The organism is Capnocytophaga stomatis (genome assembly GCF_002302635.1).
In the GTDB taxonomy this organism is placed as follows: domain Bacteria; phylum Bacteroidota; class Bacteroidia; order Flavobacteriales; family Flavobacteriaceae; genus Capnocytophaga; species Capnocytophaga stomatis.
Window position 1 is genome coordinate 2,121,817 of sequence record NZ_CP022387.1, and the last position, 17,627, is coordinate 2,139,443.

A 17,627-nucleotide genomic window follows, 5' to 3' on the forward strand; every position below is an offset into this window, starting at 1 on the left:
AATTCATTAAAAACGATTAAATACTATGGCAAATATTACAGCCGCAGAAGTAAACAAATTAAGACAGGCAACGGGTGCCGGTATGATGGACTGCAAAGCTGCTTTGGTTGAAGCAGAAGGAGATTTTGACAAAGCTATTGAAATCTTGCGTAAAAAAGGACAAAAAGTAGCTGCAAAAAGAGCTGATCGTGATTCAAGCGAAGGAGCTGTTATCGCAAAAGTAAATGCTGATAATACAAAAGGAGCTATCGTTTCTTTGAACTGTGAAACGGATTTCGTTGCTAAAAACGAAGCTTTTGTGGCATTAGCGAAAGATTTAGCAGAGTTAGCTTTGTCAGTAAATTCAAAAGAGGAATTGTTAGCTGCTGATTACAAAGGAATTTCAGTTGCTGATAAGTTGACTGAGCAAACAGGAGTTATCGGTGAAAAAATTGAAATCGGTGCATTCGAGAAATTAGAAGGAGCTTTTGTAGGTGGATACATTCACCACGGAAATAAAATCGCTTCATTGGTAGGCTTGTCAGCTAGTATTTCAGATGCAAGTGACGTGTCTAAAAACTTAGCAATGCAAGTTGCTGCAATGGGGGCAGAAACCTTATCGTATAAAGATTTCTCTTCTGAATATCTTGCTAAAGAAACGGAAGCTCGTATCGCAATCATTGAAAAAGAAAATGAAGAGTTAGCACGTTTGGGCAAACCTCTTAAAAATGTTCCTAAATTTGTTTCTTACGCTCAATTAACAGAAGAGGTGTTGAAACAAGCAGAGGAAGATGCAAAAGCAGAGTTAAAAGCAGAAGGAAAACCAGAGCAAATTTGGGATAAAATTCTTCCAGGTAAATTACAAAGATTCATCAGCGATAACACAACATTAGACCAAGAAAAAGCTTTGTTAGACCAAGTTTATATCTCTGACGAATCTAAAAAAGTATCTGAATACGTAAAATCAAAAGGTGTGGAAATCACTGGATTTAAACGTGTTGCACTATAATTTAGTTAAGAAGTTAAAACTTAATATAATCAATCGGGTTCGTTTTTTATGAATCCGATTTTTTATTTTATAAGATTGTAATTTGTAGGCAATGTTTTTAAATTTATTTTGTTATTTTGAGCTATTAGTGAAATGTAATTTTTCAATTAAGAAAACTAAAATTTTTTGATAGAAATATAATATTTAGTTAGAAAAATATTGTTTTTTCAATAAATCTTTCTACTTTAGCAGGCAAAATTCAAAATACAGATGGAAAATAGAGAATTATTTCGTTTTGTGAAAGCAGAGTCTTGGGCAAATTCATTGTCTGATGAGCAAATCATTGAATTACTGAAAGATACTGACTTTTCTCGTGAGCAAACTGATGAAGGGCGTGATTTTTGCTACTTCTTACATAAATATTTTAAAGTAGATGAAACTCAAACTTCTGACTATGTGTTTATGGCATATACATTGACGCAGCCTGAAAATTTGGAGCGTGCCTCAATGTATGATATGGTTTTGGAAGAGAATGAATATTTTGATATTCATAGAATTAGTGTATTCAGAAATGGAAAAATAATTGATAAAACTTCTGATACAACGGTAAAAGTTTTGGATAACGAGAATCAAAGTGGGCGTGGGGTTTTGAGCAGTTCCAAAAAATTGAATTTTTCAATTAAGGATTTACATTTGAACGATATTCTTATTCTGGAGGATATGAGAACGAAAGTCTTCACAGAAAAGGAGTTTTTGCGTCGTGATTTTGTTAAAAATGTGTATGTTACGCCAGATACATATTGGGCTTATGGTAAATATCATTATAAATTTATCAATAATAGAAATAAGCGAGTGGCTTACAAAAATGTATTTTTCCGTGATGAAGATCGAAATGTACTCCCAAGCGAAGTTAAATATCTGAATCAAGGTGAGGCTTTTGAAATTCTGAAAACGGACTACATCAATCCGGTTGACCCAAGTCGTGAAATTTTTTCGTTTATAGATTTTGCCACAGAAAGCAATTGGAAGGATTTGTCAAATTACATTTATCCGTTTTATAAGGAAGTTTTTGAAAAATCTGATTTAGAGAGTTTTGCCCCTGATTTTGTTGAGAAACTCAATGCAATACCATCATTTGACGAAAAAATTCAGTATGCAATTGAGTATGTGCAAAACAATATTTATTATGTGTACAATGCTGATGAAATGAACGGACATAAGCCACAGGAACCAGCAGTAACATATCAAAATAAACAAGGTGATTGTAAAGCTAAGTCAGTGTTACTCAAAACAATATTGGATTATCTCGGAGTGGAATCGTCTATTGTATTGGTAAATTATAATTCGGATTTTTATCTGAAATACTATCTGCCTTCGTTGTTGGCGTTCAATCACGTTATTGTAAAAATTAATTACAAAGGAGAGGAATATCTTATTGATGTAACGGCACGAAATGAGTTTGGACGTTTGCAGAACAGAGCCGTAATCAGTTTCTGTTTTTATATGGAAATAGCTCCAAATCAGGAATTAAAAGTGCGTAAACCTATTCGTTTCAAAAAGTACTGTATTGAAGAAACTGTTAGTTTGGATGCGAAGGGAGATACAGGCAAAATAGTTCTGAATACGATATATCGATACGGTAGAGCCAATTCAATGAGGGGGTATTTTAAATCTAAGAATAAAAAAGAAATATTGGATAGCTGGAACAGTTCGTTATTTTACAGTTTAAATTATTGTAATGACCGAAAAGGCAAAGATTTTCGTGATATTTTTAAAAATGCCTCTTTGCAAATTGTAAGTGATAATAAGTCTGAAAATGAGTTTGTTGTTAGATATGAAGCCGACATTCAAGACCCTTATTTCACAGACCCGAAGGGAGCACGTTTCTTGATGTACTTTGACGGAGCTCTTCTTAAAAATAGCATAAGGGATTATCAGCATAGCGATTCGGGTTTTTGGCATAATTTTGATAGTGAATACTATGAAATTACACTAACAACAGACCAAAAAATTGACACAAAAGAAAAATACACTATCCAAGAGTGTGATATAAAAAATGAATTTTTCACACATAAAACAGAAAAATTTATCACAAAAAACTCAGGAAAAGTAACAGTTGCGTACAATCCTTTGACAAATGTTGAGATTCCTTTAGAGAAGTTTGAAGCCGTTCGTGAAGATTATCATAAAGTAGCAGACAGCAATTTTGGAATCGGAATTGATATTATTGAAGGAGGAATTCTAAACTCGTTAAAGCGAATATTTAAATAATTTTTTAAATTTTTGAGATTTTGGAATTTTTCCAAAATCTCAAAAATTCTTATTCTAAAATGTAAATGGGATATCGTAAATGTGACTTCTCGTAATGAGGTGTTTGCCTGTAAATCCAGTTTAGTTGTTCATAACTATCATTGGCAAAAAGTTTATTTTTCTTTTTCATAACCTCCAGAGAAGCTTTTAAATGCGGATTGTTATTTAAAAACTCTAAGGCAATTTCCTCAAAAACGTATGGAGAAAAATGTTCTTTTTGTTGTAAAATAGCATCGAAGAAATTCCAATTAAAAAAAGAATCAACAGATTCAGGCTCAAGAGTTTCGATCAAATATCTTTTTGCAGGTTGATTTACTTCCACAATCCAATCACCCTTTTTTATTTGAATGCTATCCTTGTGTTTTGAAACTTCTGTATTGAAATGTAAGTAGTGTCCTTCAAAAGGTTTTTCAACCGTGCTATAATTTTCAATTCGGTAGTAATCAATGTACATCAAAGAATCTTTTTGAATTTCTTTTATTTCTACCTTGTTGATTTTCAGTCTTTCTATTACATTGTTCCAAGCTTTCGGAATTATATATGCTTTGGGCGTTTTTACACTTTTTTCTGCAATAAAATGTTCGTAATACGGAATTTCTTTAATGAAAGGTTTTTCTTTATTGTATTTTAATCTTGGCAAACCTGTAACTTCGCTAATCAAAGTATCAGCTTTGTATCCGTGGAATGAAATTTTTGAAACTTTTGTGCTGTCCAACTTCCACCGAATTTGAAAATCAATTTTAGCTAAATCCTCTTCAAATTGTTTGATTCTTAAATGTTTAATGTTTTTAGAATCCGAATTTAAAATATCCAAAAGGCTTTTCATCATCTCGTAATTGGCTTCCACTCGCTGTTTGTAAGGTTTCAGCATATGAGTTTCAATCAAAATTCCCATACAATTCCACAAATTCACATATCCTGTGGAATAACGAGGCGAATCAACACCACTGCTATATCCTTCAGCATCAGGAGGTTTATTCCAAACATTCACATACGGAATCAAATGCCAGAAAGGTTTTGGTAGAGAATCATTTTTAAATTCATTCTGCTGTTTTATTAACAAATCTGACAAACGAGGAATTAACGTATCACGCATATAAGTTCCTACAAATGAACCAGATTTATCAGGTTGGGAGATTCCATACGTTAAGATGTGCTGATAATCAGCACCATTTGTAACGTGATTATCTATAAAAATGTCAGGCTGAACCAGATGAAATATTTTAGCAAACGAAAGGGCATTTTCAGAATCATTTTTGATAAAATCACGGTTTAAATCAAGATTTTTGGCATTTCCTCTGAAACCATATTCCTTAGGTCCGTTTTGGTTTACACGTGAAGTTGAATTCCGATTTAAAGCTCCACCAATGTTATACACAGGAATAGCTACAATAACTACATTATCAGGTACTTGTATTTGTTTTTCGGCTAAGTTTCTGAATAGAAGCATCGTAGCATCAATGCCGTCGGTTTCCCCGGGATGAATTCCGTTATTTATTAAAACAATCGTTTTTTCTTTCTGGAGTTTTGCAAAATTGAATTCAGCATCGGAACTATACGTAACAATGTGTAAAGGCAAACCGCAATCTGTTTGTCCCATCGTTTTCAGGCTGACGGAACTATATTCTCTTGATAAGTTTTTATAAAAATCTATAACTTCGTCATAAGTAGCACTTTCTGTTCCGTTTGAAGTTTCAAAACGCGTTACAAATCCTTCTTTCGGAGAGAAGAAGATGGTTTCGCAAGAAACAAGAAAAGATGCAAAGAAGAGAAAAGTTAAAAAGAATCTCATATTTTGAAAGATTTTACAATTGCTCAATTCCCCATTCAGAAACGTATCTTTCATATTCCATAGGGCTGATGGAACGAATACCTTCTTTCAGCAAACGAACTTTATAACCTAAAGAAAGAGCGTCGTTTACACTGTAGGCTACGCAAAAATCTCCTGCTAACCCGCAGAAAGTTAGTTCTGTAACATTTTTGTCTTTTAAGAATCCGTGAAGTCCCGTACTATTGAGTTTGTTATTGTCAAAAAAGGCACTATAACTATCAACCTCAGGATTCATTCCTTTGCGGAAAATCGCGGAGATAGGACATTTGTCTAAATCTTTATGCAAGTCAGCCCCGAAGGTACCCTGCACGCAGTGATTAGGCCACAGTATTTGATTAATTCCGTGCAAATCAATCATTTCAAAAGTATTTTTTCCTTTGTGATTAGAGGCAAAACTCTGGTGATTTTGCGGGTGCCAATCCTGAGTTGCTACAATAATATCATAACCGGAATGCATTTCTTTATTTATAAAAGGTATGATTTTATCACCCTCAGCTACAGGTAATGCTCCGGTTGGCATAAAGTCATTTTGTACATCAATAATAATGAGTGCTTTCATAAGAATCATCAAGTTTTAAAATCAGAAATATCACACAGATTTTGATTGAATATTCTTAAAAAAATCTGTGTGATTTGGAATTAATAATAAAGGTGAAAAGTTAAACTTAAATTATTCGATGGTTATTTCATCAACAAATAAAAACCCTAATTTGCCTTTGGCTTGCGTGTGCCAATTTGGAATGCTGTGTTCCGAAGCGATTTTTATTTTTACGTAACGTGTTTTTGTTGGGTTGAATGATAAAGAATGTGTACGGATTTCGCTTTTGTGTCCTTCTGCTTCCTGCGGATAGGTTTCAGAAGCTACTTCTTGGAAATTTTTCCCGTCGTCGGATACAGCTACCGAAAAATTGCGAGCGTCATAAATCCAATCACCTGTGATAACGTTTGCATTGAAAGCTACTTTTGAAATTTCGGTAACATCAACTAAATCAATCACTGCTTCCAAATCGTTTCCTGAAAAAGCAATCCAACGTCCTGTTCTGAAATTTTGGTCTCCCACACAGCCGTCCACCAAAGTAGAAGCTCCATTGAATTTGTATGAGGAATAAATTTCAGTTTTCATATCAATGGCTCTCGCAGTAGCCTTGTTGAATTTGAAATCTTCCGAGAAAATGCGTGTTTTTCCGTTTTCACGAATTCCGATGGCACGCAATTGTGCATCTTTTCTGATTTTGATAGGTTGGGTATATTTTTCTGATTTTTCGGTAGGCTCACTTCCGTCTAAAGTATAGAAAACGGGAGCGTTATCAACCGTTGCGAAAGCTACTTCAATAGCACCCTCTTTTTCCAAAGCAGTGATATCTGCCTTTAAATCAAAGATATGTGTAGCGTAATTGTATCCGTACAATTCGTAGATTTTAATCAGCGGAACTACACGTTGCAAGAAATCGGCATAGTTTTTCTTTTCGGGTTGCGTCCATTGTACTTCAGCCAAAGCAGCATATCGAGGCAAAGCCATATATTGCACTTGTTTGAAGGTTTTTATGTATTCCGTCCAGATATTGGCTTGCACGCCCAAAATGTGTTTTCTTTGCTCAGGGGTAAGTGCATCAGGAATAGGCTCGAAGCTGTATGCTCTTTCTACAGGAATATATCCACCGATGGCAAGAGGTTCGTTTTCAGTATCTTTCGATTGATAATAGTCGAAATAAAGAAAGGACATCGGCGTCATAATAGCATCGTGACCGGTTTGTGCTGCGAATGTTCCGCCTTCGATGCCTCTCCACGACATCACAGTAGCATTCGGAGCGATTCCTCCTTCCAAAATTTCGTCCCAACCGATAATTTTTCGTCCTCTTTTGGCAAGAACTCGCTCGGCAAACGAAATTACGTGACTTTGAAGATACTCCTCAGCCGTGTGTTTATCATCTTTTTTGATGCCTAATTCTTTGATTTTTAGCTGACATTTAGGGCATTTTTCCCAACGAACTTTCGGGCTTTCATCACCACCGATGTGAATATATTCTGAAGGAAAAATATCGGCAACTTCATTCAAAATATCTTCGATGAATCCGTAAACTTTCTGATTTCCAGCACAAAGCACATCATCAGAAACTCCCCATTGCGTCCAAACCTCGTACGGACCTCCAGTACAGCCTAATTCGGGATAAGTTGCCAAAACAGCTTGCATATGCCCGGGCAGGTCAATTTCAGGAATTACAGTAATGTGACGCTCTTTTGCGTAGGCTACGATTTCTTTAAGCTCGTCTTGAGTATAGAAACCTTCGTAGGGTTTTCCGTCGTATTCTCCAGAATTTCTACCGATTACGGTTTCTTTACGTTTTGAACCTATTTTTGTTAGTTCAGGATATTTTTTGCTTTCCACACGCCAACCTTGGTCGTCCGTTAAATGCCAATGGAAAGTGTTCATATTGTGTAATGCCAACATATCCACGAAAATTTTGATGGAATCCACCGGGAAGAAATGGCGAGCTACATCCAAATGTGCTCCGCGATAACCGAAGCGAGGTTCGTCTGAAATTGAAACAAAACCAATCTCAATTTCTTGAACTTTTTTAACAGGTATTGATTTTCGAAGAGTTTGAATTCCGTAAAAAACGCCTGCTTCGATTGCTCCTTCGATGATTATAGTTTTTTCATTTACAGTGAGTTGATAAGCCTCTTTGTTTTCAGATGAAAGTCCTGTTTTTAGCTGAATGGTATTTTCTGTATTTTCAGCTCCAGATGTTGAAGTTAGGGATATTCCTGATTGTTTTTCAATGTATTCGGAGAGGAATGCGGCATTTTTTTTCAGAATTTCATTCCCTTCCGGATAAATGATTTTTGTAGAAGAGTTTAGCACAAAATTGCCTTCTTTTTCGTTACTAATTTGTTTGGACATTGGAATGATTTGAAAATCAGCTTTTGAAGTTTCTTTTTTTGTTTGACAAGAAACAATAAACAAAGCTCCCGCCAAATAAGTTAGTATAGATTTTATCTTCATAAAATTGAAATTATTGGTTCGACCCGACAAAGGTAGTTATTTTTTCTGTTAAACAAAACAAAAGCGATTCTTAATAAAGTTAATTGTTATAATGTAGTACATAAAGCCAAATCGTCATTTTAAAATTTATAAAATAAAAGCCTAAGTGTTTTAAGAATTTTTGAGTGTGTTTTTATTTGTTGAAAAATATTTATCATAAGTGTAAAAAAGTTGCGAAAATATCATTCTTTGATTGTTTGTAATTGCCTTTGTTTTAGTCTTTTAAAAGAAATTTTTATTTAAATTTAATGTTAAGTTTTTCCGTTTTTGTTTGCAGAATAAATTTAATGATTTAATTTTGCCCCCAAAATTGAGAAAAAATATAATCGTTTAATTAAATTCAAATTTTTAGCATGAGAAAAATTATTACTTACGTGGCTGCCTTTTGTGCATTAGCCACAGCAACGAATTGCGTGAAAGAAGTAGAGTACGACGATCTTAAGTTGAGTTCTGAGAAGAGTTCACTTAGAGCGGGGGAGACAACAACTTTTCAAGTTACTTCAGGTAGTGGAGAGTATGATGTGATGAGTGCCCAAGAGAGTGTGGTGAAAGCATCAAGGTCAGAGTCTGTAGTAACTTTGAGAGGTATTGGTAAAGGGGAAACTACAGTTACAGTACAAGACAAAGTTACCGGGCAAAAATCAGCCATAAAAGTAACTGTACTTAAAGCTTTAGAAAATCTTTCCCTTGATAAAGCAGAAATTAATGTAGCACCGAGAGAGTCTGCGATTGTGAATATCAGAACAGGAAATGGTGTTTATGAGTTGAGTGTAGCAAATACAAATGTAGCAAGAGCTACTGTTTCTGGTTCAAAAATAACAGTGGAAGCGAGAACTATCGGTTCAACAACGCTTACTGTTAAGGACAAGGAATCAAACAAAACGGCTCAAGTAAAGATTTCTGTTGTTGAAAAACTGTCTTTAAGCAAATCGGAATTGGTTGTAAGAGCAAATGGCTCAGAAGTTCTTTCTGTTGTGGGAAGTGGTCAATACGTTGTAAAAAGCAGTGATGAAGCAATAGCTAAAGCAACTTTATCTGGAAATAAGATTACAGTTAAATCTGGAAAAGCAGGAAGTGCTACAGTAAGCGTTACAGACGTAAAAACAGGAAAAGCTTCTGATGTGAAAGTTGTAGTTCTTGCAGATGTATCTCTTTCAAAAAGAGAAGTAACTTTGGAAAGAGGGAAAGAAAATCAAGAAGTTGTAATTAATTCTGGTAGTGGAGAATATACAGTTTCTTCAGCTAACTCAAACGTAGCAACAGCATCTATCTCTGGTGGAAAATTGATTATCAGAGGTGTTTCTCAAGGAACAACCCAAATCACTGTAAAAGATAGTAAAACAGGAAAAGTTGCTGAAGTAAGAGTAGTGGTAACTGTAGCTAACATTACTTTATCTTCTTTATCAGCAACATTGAGAGCGACAGAAACTACAAATATAAACATTTTAACAGGTAGTGGTAGCTATGAAGCAACATCAAGTAGTATCGCAGTTGCTACAACTTCTGTCAACGGCAATAGAGTAGTTATTGTAGGTAAGGTTATCGGATCAGCAAAAGTTACTGTTAAGGATAAAATTACAGGTAAAACAGCGGTTATTAATGTAACTGTATCTGCAAAAAACAATATAAAATTGGCTCAAACTACCACAGAAATAAAAGCAGGTATCACAAGAAACGTGGTAATTAGTACAGGAAGTGGTAATTATGTTGCAGTTTCAGGAAATGCTGGAGTAGCGACAGCAAATATTTCAGGAAATGTATTGATTGTTAAAGGTGTTAAATCAGGGAGTACAAACATAACAATTTCAAATGGTATAGATAACCCTACTGTTTTGAGTGTTAAGGTGGTAGCTCCAGCTCCGGTTGTTCCACCAACTTCTACAAAAGGTGACGTAGGAGAGTTGGCAATTGTAGAAGGAGGAACTTTCCAAATGGGAACGCCTTCAAGAGGAGAAGGAGATGAAATTCTACACACTGTAACTTTAAGCAGTTTCAAAATAAGTAAACACGAGATTACAAATGCTCAATACGCTAAATTTTTGACAGCCAAAGGAAATCAAAGAGAGAATGGAGCGATATGGTATCAAGGAAAAGATATTGTTAAGGAAGGAAACGGTTTTAAGGCTAGAGCTGGTAGAGAAAATTATCCTGTAGTATTTGTTACTTGGCACGGAGCGAAAGCCTATGCGGAGTGGGTTGGTGGAAGTCTTCCTACAGAAGCACAGTGGGAATATGCAGCTCGTGGAGGAAACAAAAGTAAGGGGTATACTTATTCAGGAAGCAATAATCTTGATGAAGTTGCTTGGTATTTGGATAACTCAGGAGGAAGACTTCACGAAGTTGGGACTAGAAAACCGAATGAACTAGGAATATACGATATGAGTGGTAACGTTTGGGAGTGGACAGCTGATTTGTACGGGGTATATACTACAACACCACAAACTGACCCAACAGGAGCAACCACTGGAAATAATCGTGTAAGACGCGGAGCTAGTGCCTTCTGTACTCCAAACACTAACCGTGCTACAAACAGAAGTAACCGTGCACCTAACGGAATCCGTCACAATCTTGGATTTAGAGTTGTATTTAAATAAACTTCTAAAATAACAATATTTAAAAAAAGAAACGTCTTTCATTGAAAGACGTTTCTTTTTCGTTATAATCTTTGGCCATTTTTAGAATATATATTACTTATAATATCTTTTTTGTCTTTCTGAAGTAGAATTAAAATCAGAAATGTTTTATCTCAAAAAGGCTTTATTAGTATCAAATGATAATAATTATAGGATGATTTTTCCCTCCGATTGTTTAATAACTTTTCATTCTATGTAATTATAGTTAGTTATTTCTAAGTTTCAGATATTAAAGATTAATAAATAAAAAAGCAGATCGTTAAGACCTGCTTTTTTAGAATTTTTTCTATAATTATTTCACTCCGTGCATCCAACGGGTAATGAATGGCCCCATTAGGAATAACACTACACCACAACCGATAGCTATAAAGCCTAACATTGTGAATACAGAAAGTCCTTTATTGAGTGATTCTCCTTTGATGACGTTAGCTACTGAAACACCTGCCGAATTATCAACCAATTTTTCGTAATCGTCAAAGGTTGCTACTTCTGTATGTACTTCACTTCCTTTGAAAGATAAAAATTCTTGGGTTGCCGATTTAATAATTTTTTCTCGTTTCATTCCGCTGTAATTCTCCGCATCTTCCAATACTTCTTTAATAGTTACTGTAGATTTGGCATATTGTCTTTGCGGATTTTTTTCATTTATTTTCTTAATGAATTCATCAGAAACTAAAACTGCTTCAACTGATTTATCTTCCAATTGATTCTTAAACTCATTTTCAGATAAAATAGCCTTCAAATCATTATCAATATCCGAATTTTGGAATGCATCACTCTCAACAATAGTCTTTTCGTTTACTGTAGTAAGTTTAGAGATATGTTTTCCTCCTTGATGTGCAATGGAAGAAGATAAAAACCAGATTCCCATCATAAACGCTACCATATGTTTTGGTGAAAGTTTCGTTACTAATGATAAACCTACGGGTGAAAGTGTTAGTTCCCCAAGAGTGTGTAATAAGTACAAGAAAACCATAAATATAGCAGGCACCATTCCTAATTTCGCGTAGCTGCCACCGAATTTAAGTACCAAGAAACCAAGTCCTAACAATAGCAAACCTGTTCCAAACTTGTACGGAGCAGCTGGTTCTTTGTTCAAATTAGATAGCTTTATCCATATCCAAGAAAAAACAGGAGCGAAAAGCATTATAAACAATGGGTTGAATGACTGAAAGAAAGTAGTTTTGATTCCCACACCAAAAATTTCTTTATGTACGTTGCGTGCAGTAAATAGGTTTAGTGCCGAACCAGCCAACTCGAAGAACGTCCAGAATATCGTGGTGAACATTAGTAATAAAACCACTACCCAAATACGTTGTTTGGCAACCGTTTCCATTTTGCTGGCTTGGAATAACAAATATCCAATGATAATAAGAGCCAAACTTCCAAGCAAAACATCTACAACATCATTGTATTGAATTAAAATCCACGAGATAGTAACTAAAACCACGATAGCAGCATACGGAAGCACATTGTTTGGAACGAAACTCACCACATTTTTAGTTGGTTTCTCATCAGGAGCTAATCCTACGTTCTCAAAAACACTTGTTCTGCTAGCGAAGAAGAATATAATATACCCCAATAACATTCCGATACCGGCTGTTAAGAATCCGTATTGCCAACCTTCATTCTCCCCGATGGCACCACAAGTTAAAGGAGCTAAGAATGCACCCATATTTATCCCCATATAGAATAAAGTGAACGCCCCGTCACGTCTTTTATCTCCGTCGGCATAAAAACGACCAATCATTGAAGAGATATTCGGTTTGAAGAAACCATTTCCTACCACAAGTAAAGCTAACCCGATGAAGAAAGTAGTTTGATTGTTCATAAATAAAGTAAACTGCCCCGCTGCCATCAATATCGCACCGATAACAATTGCTTTGCGAAAACCGATAAGTTTATCAGCGAAGTATCCGCCAAGTATTGGCGTTAAGTAAACTAATGCACCGTAAGCTCCGTAAATTCCGAAAGCCTTTGCATCATCAAACTGGAACCCGCCATCAATTAAATTCGCAGTCATATAAAGGATAAGGAGTGCCCGCATACCATAGTAGCTGAAGCGTTCCCATAGCTCCACCATAAAAAGGGTAAAAAGGGCTTTGGGATGGATTTTCCTATTGGAGAAAATAACAAACCCTACCCACAGCGCAACGCCAAGCCACGCTATTAACATCAATTTGTAATCTGGATTTAACATAGTATATTTATTATTAAATTAATTCATTATTATATTGTTATATTTATAGAGTAAATGTAAAAAACTCACTGAACAATTTATTACATTATTCTTTATTTTACTCCTTTTTCTCTTAAAGCTCGATTGAGTGATTTCAAAATAGAAAGACCTATGATTGTTGCTACTAATAATAGCCCAAAGTTTACCCAAAAGAATGTAGATTTGTGTTCATATCCGTACCACATTCCGGCAAGTACACCCGATAGTTTATTTCCAATGGCTGTTGATAAGAAAAATCCTCCCATCATAAGAGCTGTAATACGAGGCGGTGAAAGCTTTGACACAAGTGAAAGACCCATAGGTGACAAGCAAAGTTCTCCCAAAGTAATAATACCATATGCAACAACCAACCATAATGCTGAAGCTTTTACCATTCCGTTTTCAGAAGCATACATAGCACCTACCATCACAAGGCAACTTAATGCAGAAATGAACATTCCTAATACAATTTTGGCAGGAGTAGTTGGCTCGCTTCCTCGTTTACGTAAAAACATAAACAGACCTACCACCACAGGCGTCAAAACAATTACCCAAAACGGATTAATTGATTGAAACAACTCCGGATTATATAAAAACACCTTCTGATTAGGGTTTGCTGCTAACTCGGCTTTTTGTTTCTCAGGAAGATTTCGGAAATAGATGTCCTTTCCTATTTCTTTCTTAGGCTTATCGTTTTCATCTTTCACAATTCTATATTCCGAATCGTACATAGTTGTTTCCTTATCCTGAAAATCTTTAACTTCCACGAGGTAAATGCTTTCCATTGGCTTTTCTATAGAAGCCGGCACACTGCGGTCAGTATAATACTTCGCCCACGTAGTAAGTACGGTTCCGTTTTGTTTAAAAACAGCCCAGAACATTAAACTTACAGCGAAGATTGCTAATAATGCACCAATAGGTTTTTTATCGCTCTGTGAAGCACGTGCATATAGCGAAAAGTAAAAGAATACAACCGGAATGCAAGCAAAAATGAACGCATCTGTACTGTCACTTCCTAAAATGTTACCAGGAATTGCCCAACCTATCGCACCCGTTATGATAGCTGGTAAAAATACCTTCACAAGAACTGAAGTTATGGTTGTATCTCCTTCCTGTACTGGCTTTAAAACGTTTGCGTGCAAAATGTGTTTACGTCCCATAGTAAAGATAATCAATCCTAAGAATATTCCGACACCTGCGGTTATAAATGCTTCACTCCACCCGAATTTGTTACGCATAAAGGCAGCAATGATATTACAAATAAACGCACCAATATTAATTCCCATATAGAATATATTGTATCCTGAATCTTTGTTTTCTTGATAAGGTTCTTCGGAATAAAGATTTCCTAAGAGAGTAGAAATACTCGGCTTGAAAAAACCATTTCCTACAATGATTAATCCCATTGAGGCATAAAACATTGCAAGGTCTTGGAAGAGTCCTAAACCTATGTATCCCAATCCCATTAAAGTTCCTCCGATGTAAATAGCTTTGACATATCCTAAGATTCTGTCAGCCAAAAATCCACCTAAAAAAGGAGTAAGATATGTAAGTGCAATGAACGTTCCGAATATATCATATGCATTTTTATCATCTATGGCAAGACCTCCGGTATTTTTCGGGTCAATCATATATAAAACAAAGATTCCGAGCATTAAATAATACCCGAAACGCTCCCACATTTCCGTGAAAAATAAATAAAATAGTCCCCGAGGATGTTTTCTGTTATTAGTCATAGTATATTAAATTTGTTTTCTATTTAGTTACTTGTCTTTTTTTATGAAATTATTGAAATTAAACTATTTTCGGTAAATATTTTTATTTCATTAATCTTCATTATACTAATTACATTGAATGATTTTTAACTTTTAGCAGCTTTTACAAATTCATTTAAGTTGTTGTATAATGAAATCCACTCATCGGCATCAAACATCAATGTAACAAGACTTAAAAAACGACGTAAATCTCTTTCCAATTCCTTGCGTTGCTTAGTTGCAGAAGTAGTTTCACGAAGTTCGGCATTGGCTTGAGCTTGCTCACTGTAATGCAATTTAAACTCTTCGTGCTTTGTTTTTAAATTCTCAAAAGCAACTTCAAGCGATAAGTTTTTTAAGTGATTTTGATTCTCTTCAGATGAAAGTGCCTCGATGAGTTTTCCTAACTGAACGGTTTGTTCTGCATACGAAAGCTGGTCTTGCTTAAGACCGTGTATTTTAAATTGATTGTAAAGAGCAATAGCATCATCAATGTTAGGAGCAGAAGAAACACGCGTGTAACCTGAAAGAAATATCTTCATATCCGAAAAAGCCTTATCACGTTCTCTATTAGCTTGAGCTACGGTCTTTCCTTTTCCGCTAAATGTTTTCTTTGAAATTACAGCGTAATACTTTTGATATGAAACTTCTAATTTATTCATAAACAAATGCGTTTTCGCTTCACTAATTTCTGATTGCTTTACAGCTTCAATTACTCGTTGTGCAAGAGCTGCTAAGTCTTTTGTTGATAATTTTCTGTAATTTACCTTCATTTTGTAATCATTTTAGGTGTTATCTGTTTATTTATTAATATTTGTTTACTAATTTATATGTTTTTATTTCTACATCACTCAGTGTTGTAAGTTTGATTCGTTAAAATAAATTTATGTTACTTGACGTAACTAATTTAATTTTACAATTTAAATTAAACTCTCTTGTTGAATTGAATTTAATACTATATTTTAAATTTATTTCACTTAGTGTAATTAATTTAATTTTGTATTTTTAATTTGCTTCACTCTATGCATTGAGTTTAATTTGAAGAATTAAACTTGTTGCATTGAGTGTATTAAATTTGTTTTAGTGTTTTGTTATTGAAAACATAATGTTGTGATTTTGCTTGGATGATTTAATATGTTCTCAAAATTTTCCCAAAGGTACGTAAAAAATTTTTATTGTATGTTAAAAAGAATAAATGTTTTTTTGTGTTTAGTCTTTTAAAACCCTGAAAAACATTAATATCTCCACTTTTTAATGACTTCTTCACTGATAAATTCTGAAACGACTTCTTCTAAAACTTCTTCAAATTTTGCCCATTTTTCATCGGAAACATAATTAAGTTGTAAGAAAATTAAACATCCTTTTAAGTAATCACTGAAATCGTCAAACAATTTTGTCAGATAAGGTAGCGTATCATGATCAAAATAATAAATTTCGTGCGTTTTTGTATGGAAGCAGAACATATTTCCATTGCCTAAATAATCTCCGAACCATACTAAGTAGGGAAGAACCTTTTTGTCTTCTTCGGAAAAGTCAGGACCATATTCAGCATCCTCTTCCCACCACTCTTTTAAATAGCTTATATTCTTTAAATCAATAAGTTCTTCTCCAATATCAGCTACTCCGAATGTTTTGTAAAAAAGTTTTAAGCTGTCAGGAAGTTTTGCTCCTAAATGCTTTTCAATCTCTTGGATTTCTTCTTCGGTAACTACTTCAGGAAGTTCATCTCCGTCGGCGGTCAGAATAAAACGTGTATTCTTCTCCCAATTTTCATCTCCGATTTTTTTAAATGGAATGATAATATCTTCTTTTTTAGTAATTTCAAACATAATGTATTATTTTTGTATTGTTTATTTTTTTAAAAGTATATAGATTTTACTTCTATGTTTTTATTTTACTATATTTTTATAATATTTTTTACATTCCCCCGCCTCCTTGAAAGGAAGATTTTGTTGTGATTGCATTTCCCCAATTCCCCCTTTGAAGAGGGTTAGGGGGATGTGATATTGCTATTATCATTTCATTATATTTTTATAATAGTTTTTCCTTATAAGTATATATTACATATACCGATTATGATGTTTTCATATCTATTTGGGCGTATGCAATACGCCCTTACAGTATTTTTTACATCCCCCTGCTCCCTTGAAAGGGGGATTTTGTTGTGATTGCATTTCCCCAATTCCCCCTTTCAAGGGGGTAGGGGGGATGTTATATTGTTTTTATCATTTCATCATATTTTTATAATAGTTTTTTCTTATAAGTATATATTACATATACCGATTATGATGTTTTCATATCTATTTGGGCGTATGCAATACGCCCTTACAGTATTTTTTACATCCTCCTGCTCCCTTGAAAGGGGGATTTTGTTGTGATTGCATTTCCCCAATTCCCCCTTTGAAGAGGGTTAGGGGGATGTGATATTGCTATTATCATTTCATTATATTTTTATAATAGTTTTTCCTTATAAGTATATATTACATATACCGATTATGATGTTTTCATATCTATTTGGGCGTATGCAATACGCCCTTACAGTATTTTTTACATCCCCCTGCTTACTTCAAAGAAATAATTATAATTGCCTGCGTGGCTCACGCTCCCCCTTTGAAGGGGGTTAGGGGGATGTTACATTGTTTTTATCATTTCATTATATTTTTATAATAATTTTTTCTTATAAGTATATATTACATATACCGATTATGATGTTTTCATATCTATTTGGGCGTATGCAATACGCCCTTACAGTATTTTTTACATCCCCCTGCCCCCTTGAAAGGGGGATTTTGTTGTGATTGCATTTCCCCAATTCTCCCTTTGAAGGGGGTTAGTGGGATGCTAACCAATTCTTTAAACTCTTTTTAAAAC

10 protein-coding genes are annotated in these 17,627 nt (G+C 34.6%); 3 read left to right on the forward strand and 7 right to left on the reverse strand.

Features of this window, described 5'->3' with window-relative positions:
* Window positions 1-25 precede the first annotated feature (25 nt).
* Window positions 26-988 (forward strand): translation elongation factor Ts, encoded by a 963-nt coding sequence (gene tsf / locus CGC58_RS09430; protein WP_095896483.1) that lies wholly within the window; start codon window positions 26-28, stop codon window positions 986-988.
* A gap of 243 nt (window positions 989-1,231) precedes the next feature.
* Window positions 1,232-3,238, forward strand: a complete 2,007-nt coding sequence (locus tag CGC58_RS09435; RefSeq protein ID WP_095896484.1) for a hypothetical protein — start codon at window positions 1,232-1,234, stop codon at window positions 3,236-3,238.
* A gap of 49 nt (window positions 3,239-3,287) precedes the next feature.
* On the opposite strand, the gene CGC58_RS09440 is transcribed toward CGC58_RS09435, so the two are convergent.
* The 3 genes from CGC58_RS09440 to CGC58_RS09450 all read right to left on the reverse strand — a co-directional run bounded on the left by CGC58_RS09440 (window position 3,288) and on the right by CGC58_RS09450 (window position 8,112).
* Window positions 3,288-5,069, reverse strand: coding sequence for a M14 family metallopeptidase (locus CGC58_RS09440; RefSeq protein WP_095897192.1), 1,782 nt, complete (start codon window positions 5,067-5,069; stop codon window positions 3,288-3,290).
* A gap of 13 nt (window positions 5,070-5,082) precedes the next feature.
* Window positions 5,083-5,667, reverse strand: coding sequence for a bifunctional nicotinamidase/pyrazinamidase (gene pncA, locus CGC58_RS09445; RefSeq protein ID WP_095896485.1), 585 nt, complete (start codon window positions 5,665-5,667; stop codon window positions 5,083-5,085).
* A 111-nt stretch (window positions 5,668-5,778) separates the two neighbouring features.
* Window positions 5,779-8,112: a glycoside hydrolase family 20 protein gene (locus tag CGC58_RS09450; protein WP_095896486.1), complete on the reverse strand. Its 2,334-nt coding sequence runs from the start codon at window positions 8,110-8,112 to the stop codon at window positions 5,779-5,781.
* Between the two features lie 392 nt (window positions 8,113-8,504).
* On the opposite strand from CGC58_RS09450, the gene CGC58_RS09455 reads away from it, so the two are divergent.
* Window positions 8,505-10,745, forward strand: a complete 2,241-nt coding sequence (locus CGC58_RS09455; RefSeq protein WP_111970137.1) for an SUMF1/EgtB/PvdO family nonheme iron enzyme — start codon at window positions 8,505-8,507, stop codon at window positions 10,743-10,745.
* Window positions 10,746-11,076: 331 nt separating this feature from the next.
* On the opposite strand, the gene CGC58_RS09460 is transcribed toward CGC58_RS09455, so the two are convergent.
* The 4 genes from CGC58_RS09460 to CGC58_RS09475 form a co-directional block, all read right to left on the reverse strand.
* On the reverse strand, window positions 11,077-12,984 hold the full coding sequence (locus tag CGC58_RS09460) for a peptide MFS transporter (RefSeq protein WP_095896487.1): 1,908 nt from the start codon (window positions 12,982-12,984) through the stop codon (window positions 11,077-11,079).
* A 92-nt stretch (window positions 12,985-13,076) separates the two neighbouring features.
* On the reverse strand, window positions 13,077-14,738 hold the full coding sequence (locus CGC58_RS09465) for a peptide MFS transporter (RefSeq protein ID WP_095896488.1): 1,662 nt from the start codon (window positions 14,736-14,738) through the stop codon (window positions 13,077-13,079).
* 125 nt (window positions 14,739-14,863) lie between these two features.
* Window positions 14,864-15,529: a DUF6261 family protein gene (locus CGC58_RS09470; RefSeq protein WP_095896489.1), complete on the reverse strand. Its 666-nt coding sequence runs from the start codon at window positions 15,527-15,529 to the stop codon at window positions 14,864-14,866.
* 462 nt (window positions 15,530-15,991) lie between these two features.
* Window positions 15,992-16,585 carry an SMI1/KNR4 family protein gene (locus CGC58_RS09475; protein WP_095896490.1) on the reverse strand — a complete coding sequence of 198 codons (594 nt, stop codon included), beginning with the start codon at window positions 16,583-16,585 and terminating at the stop codon, window positions 15,992-15,994.
* Window positions 16,586-17,627: the final 1,042 nt, after the last annotated feature.

Coding starts and splice junctions, on each gene's coding strand:
- tsf (WP_095896483.1), top strand. CDS start 26: ATGGCAAATATTACAGCCGCAGAAGTAAACAAATTAAGACAGGCAACG.
- CGC58_RS09440 (WP_095897192.1), bottom strand. CDS start 5,069: ATGAGATTCTTTTTAACTTTTCTCTTCTTTGCATCTTTTCTTGTTTCT.
- pncA (WP_095896485.1), bottom strand. CDS start 5,667: ATGAAAGCACTCATTATTATTGATGTACAAAATGACTTTATGCCAACC.
- CGC58_RS09450 (WP_095896486.1), bottom strand. CDS start 8,112: ATGAAGATAAAATCTATACTAACTTATTTGGCGGGAGCTTTGTTTATT.
- CGC58_RS09455 (WP_111970137.1), top strand. CDS start 8,505: ATGAGAAAAATTATTACTTACGTGGCTGCCTTTTGTGCATTAGCCACA.
- CGC58_RS09460 (WP_095896487.1), bottom strand. CDS start 12,984: ATGTTAAATCCAGATTACAAATTGATGTTAATAGCGTGGCTTGGCGTT.
- CGC58_RS09465 (WP_095896488.1), bottom strand. CDS start 14,738: ATGACTAATAACAGAAAACATCCTCGGGGACTATTTTATTTATTTTTC.
- CGC58_RS09470 (WP_095896489.1), bottom strand. CDS start 15,529: ATGAAGGTAAATTACAGAAAATTATCAACAAAAGACTTAGCAGCTCTT.
- CGC58_RS09475 (WP_095896490.1), bottom strand. CDS start 16,585: ATGTTTGAAATTACTAAAAAAGAAGATATTATCATTCCATTTAAAAAA.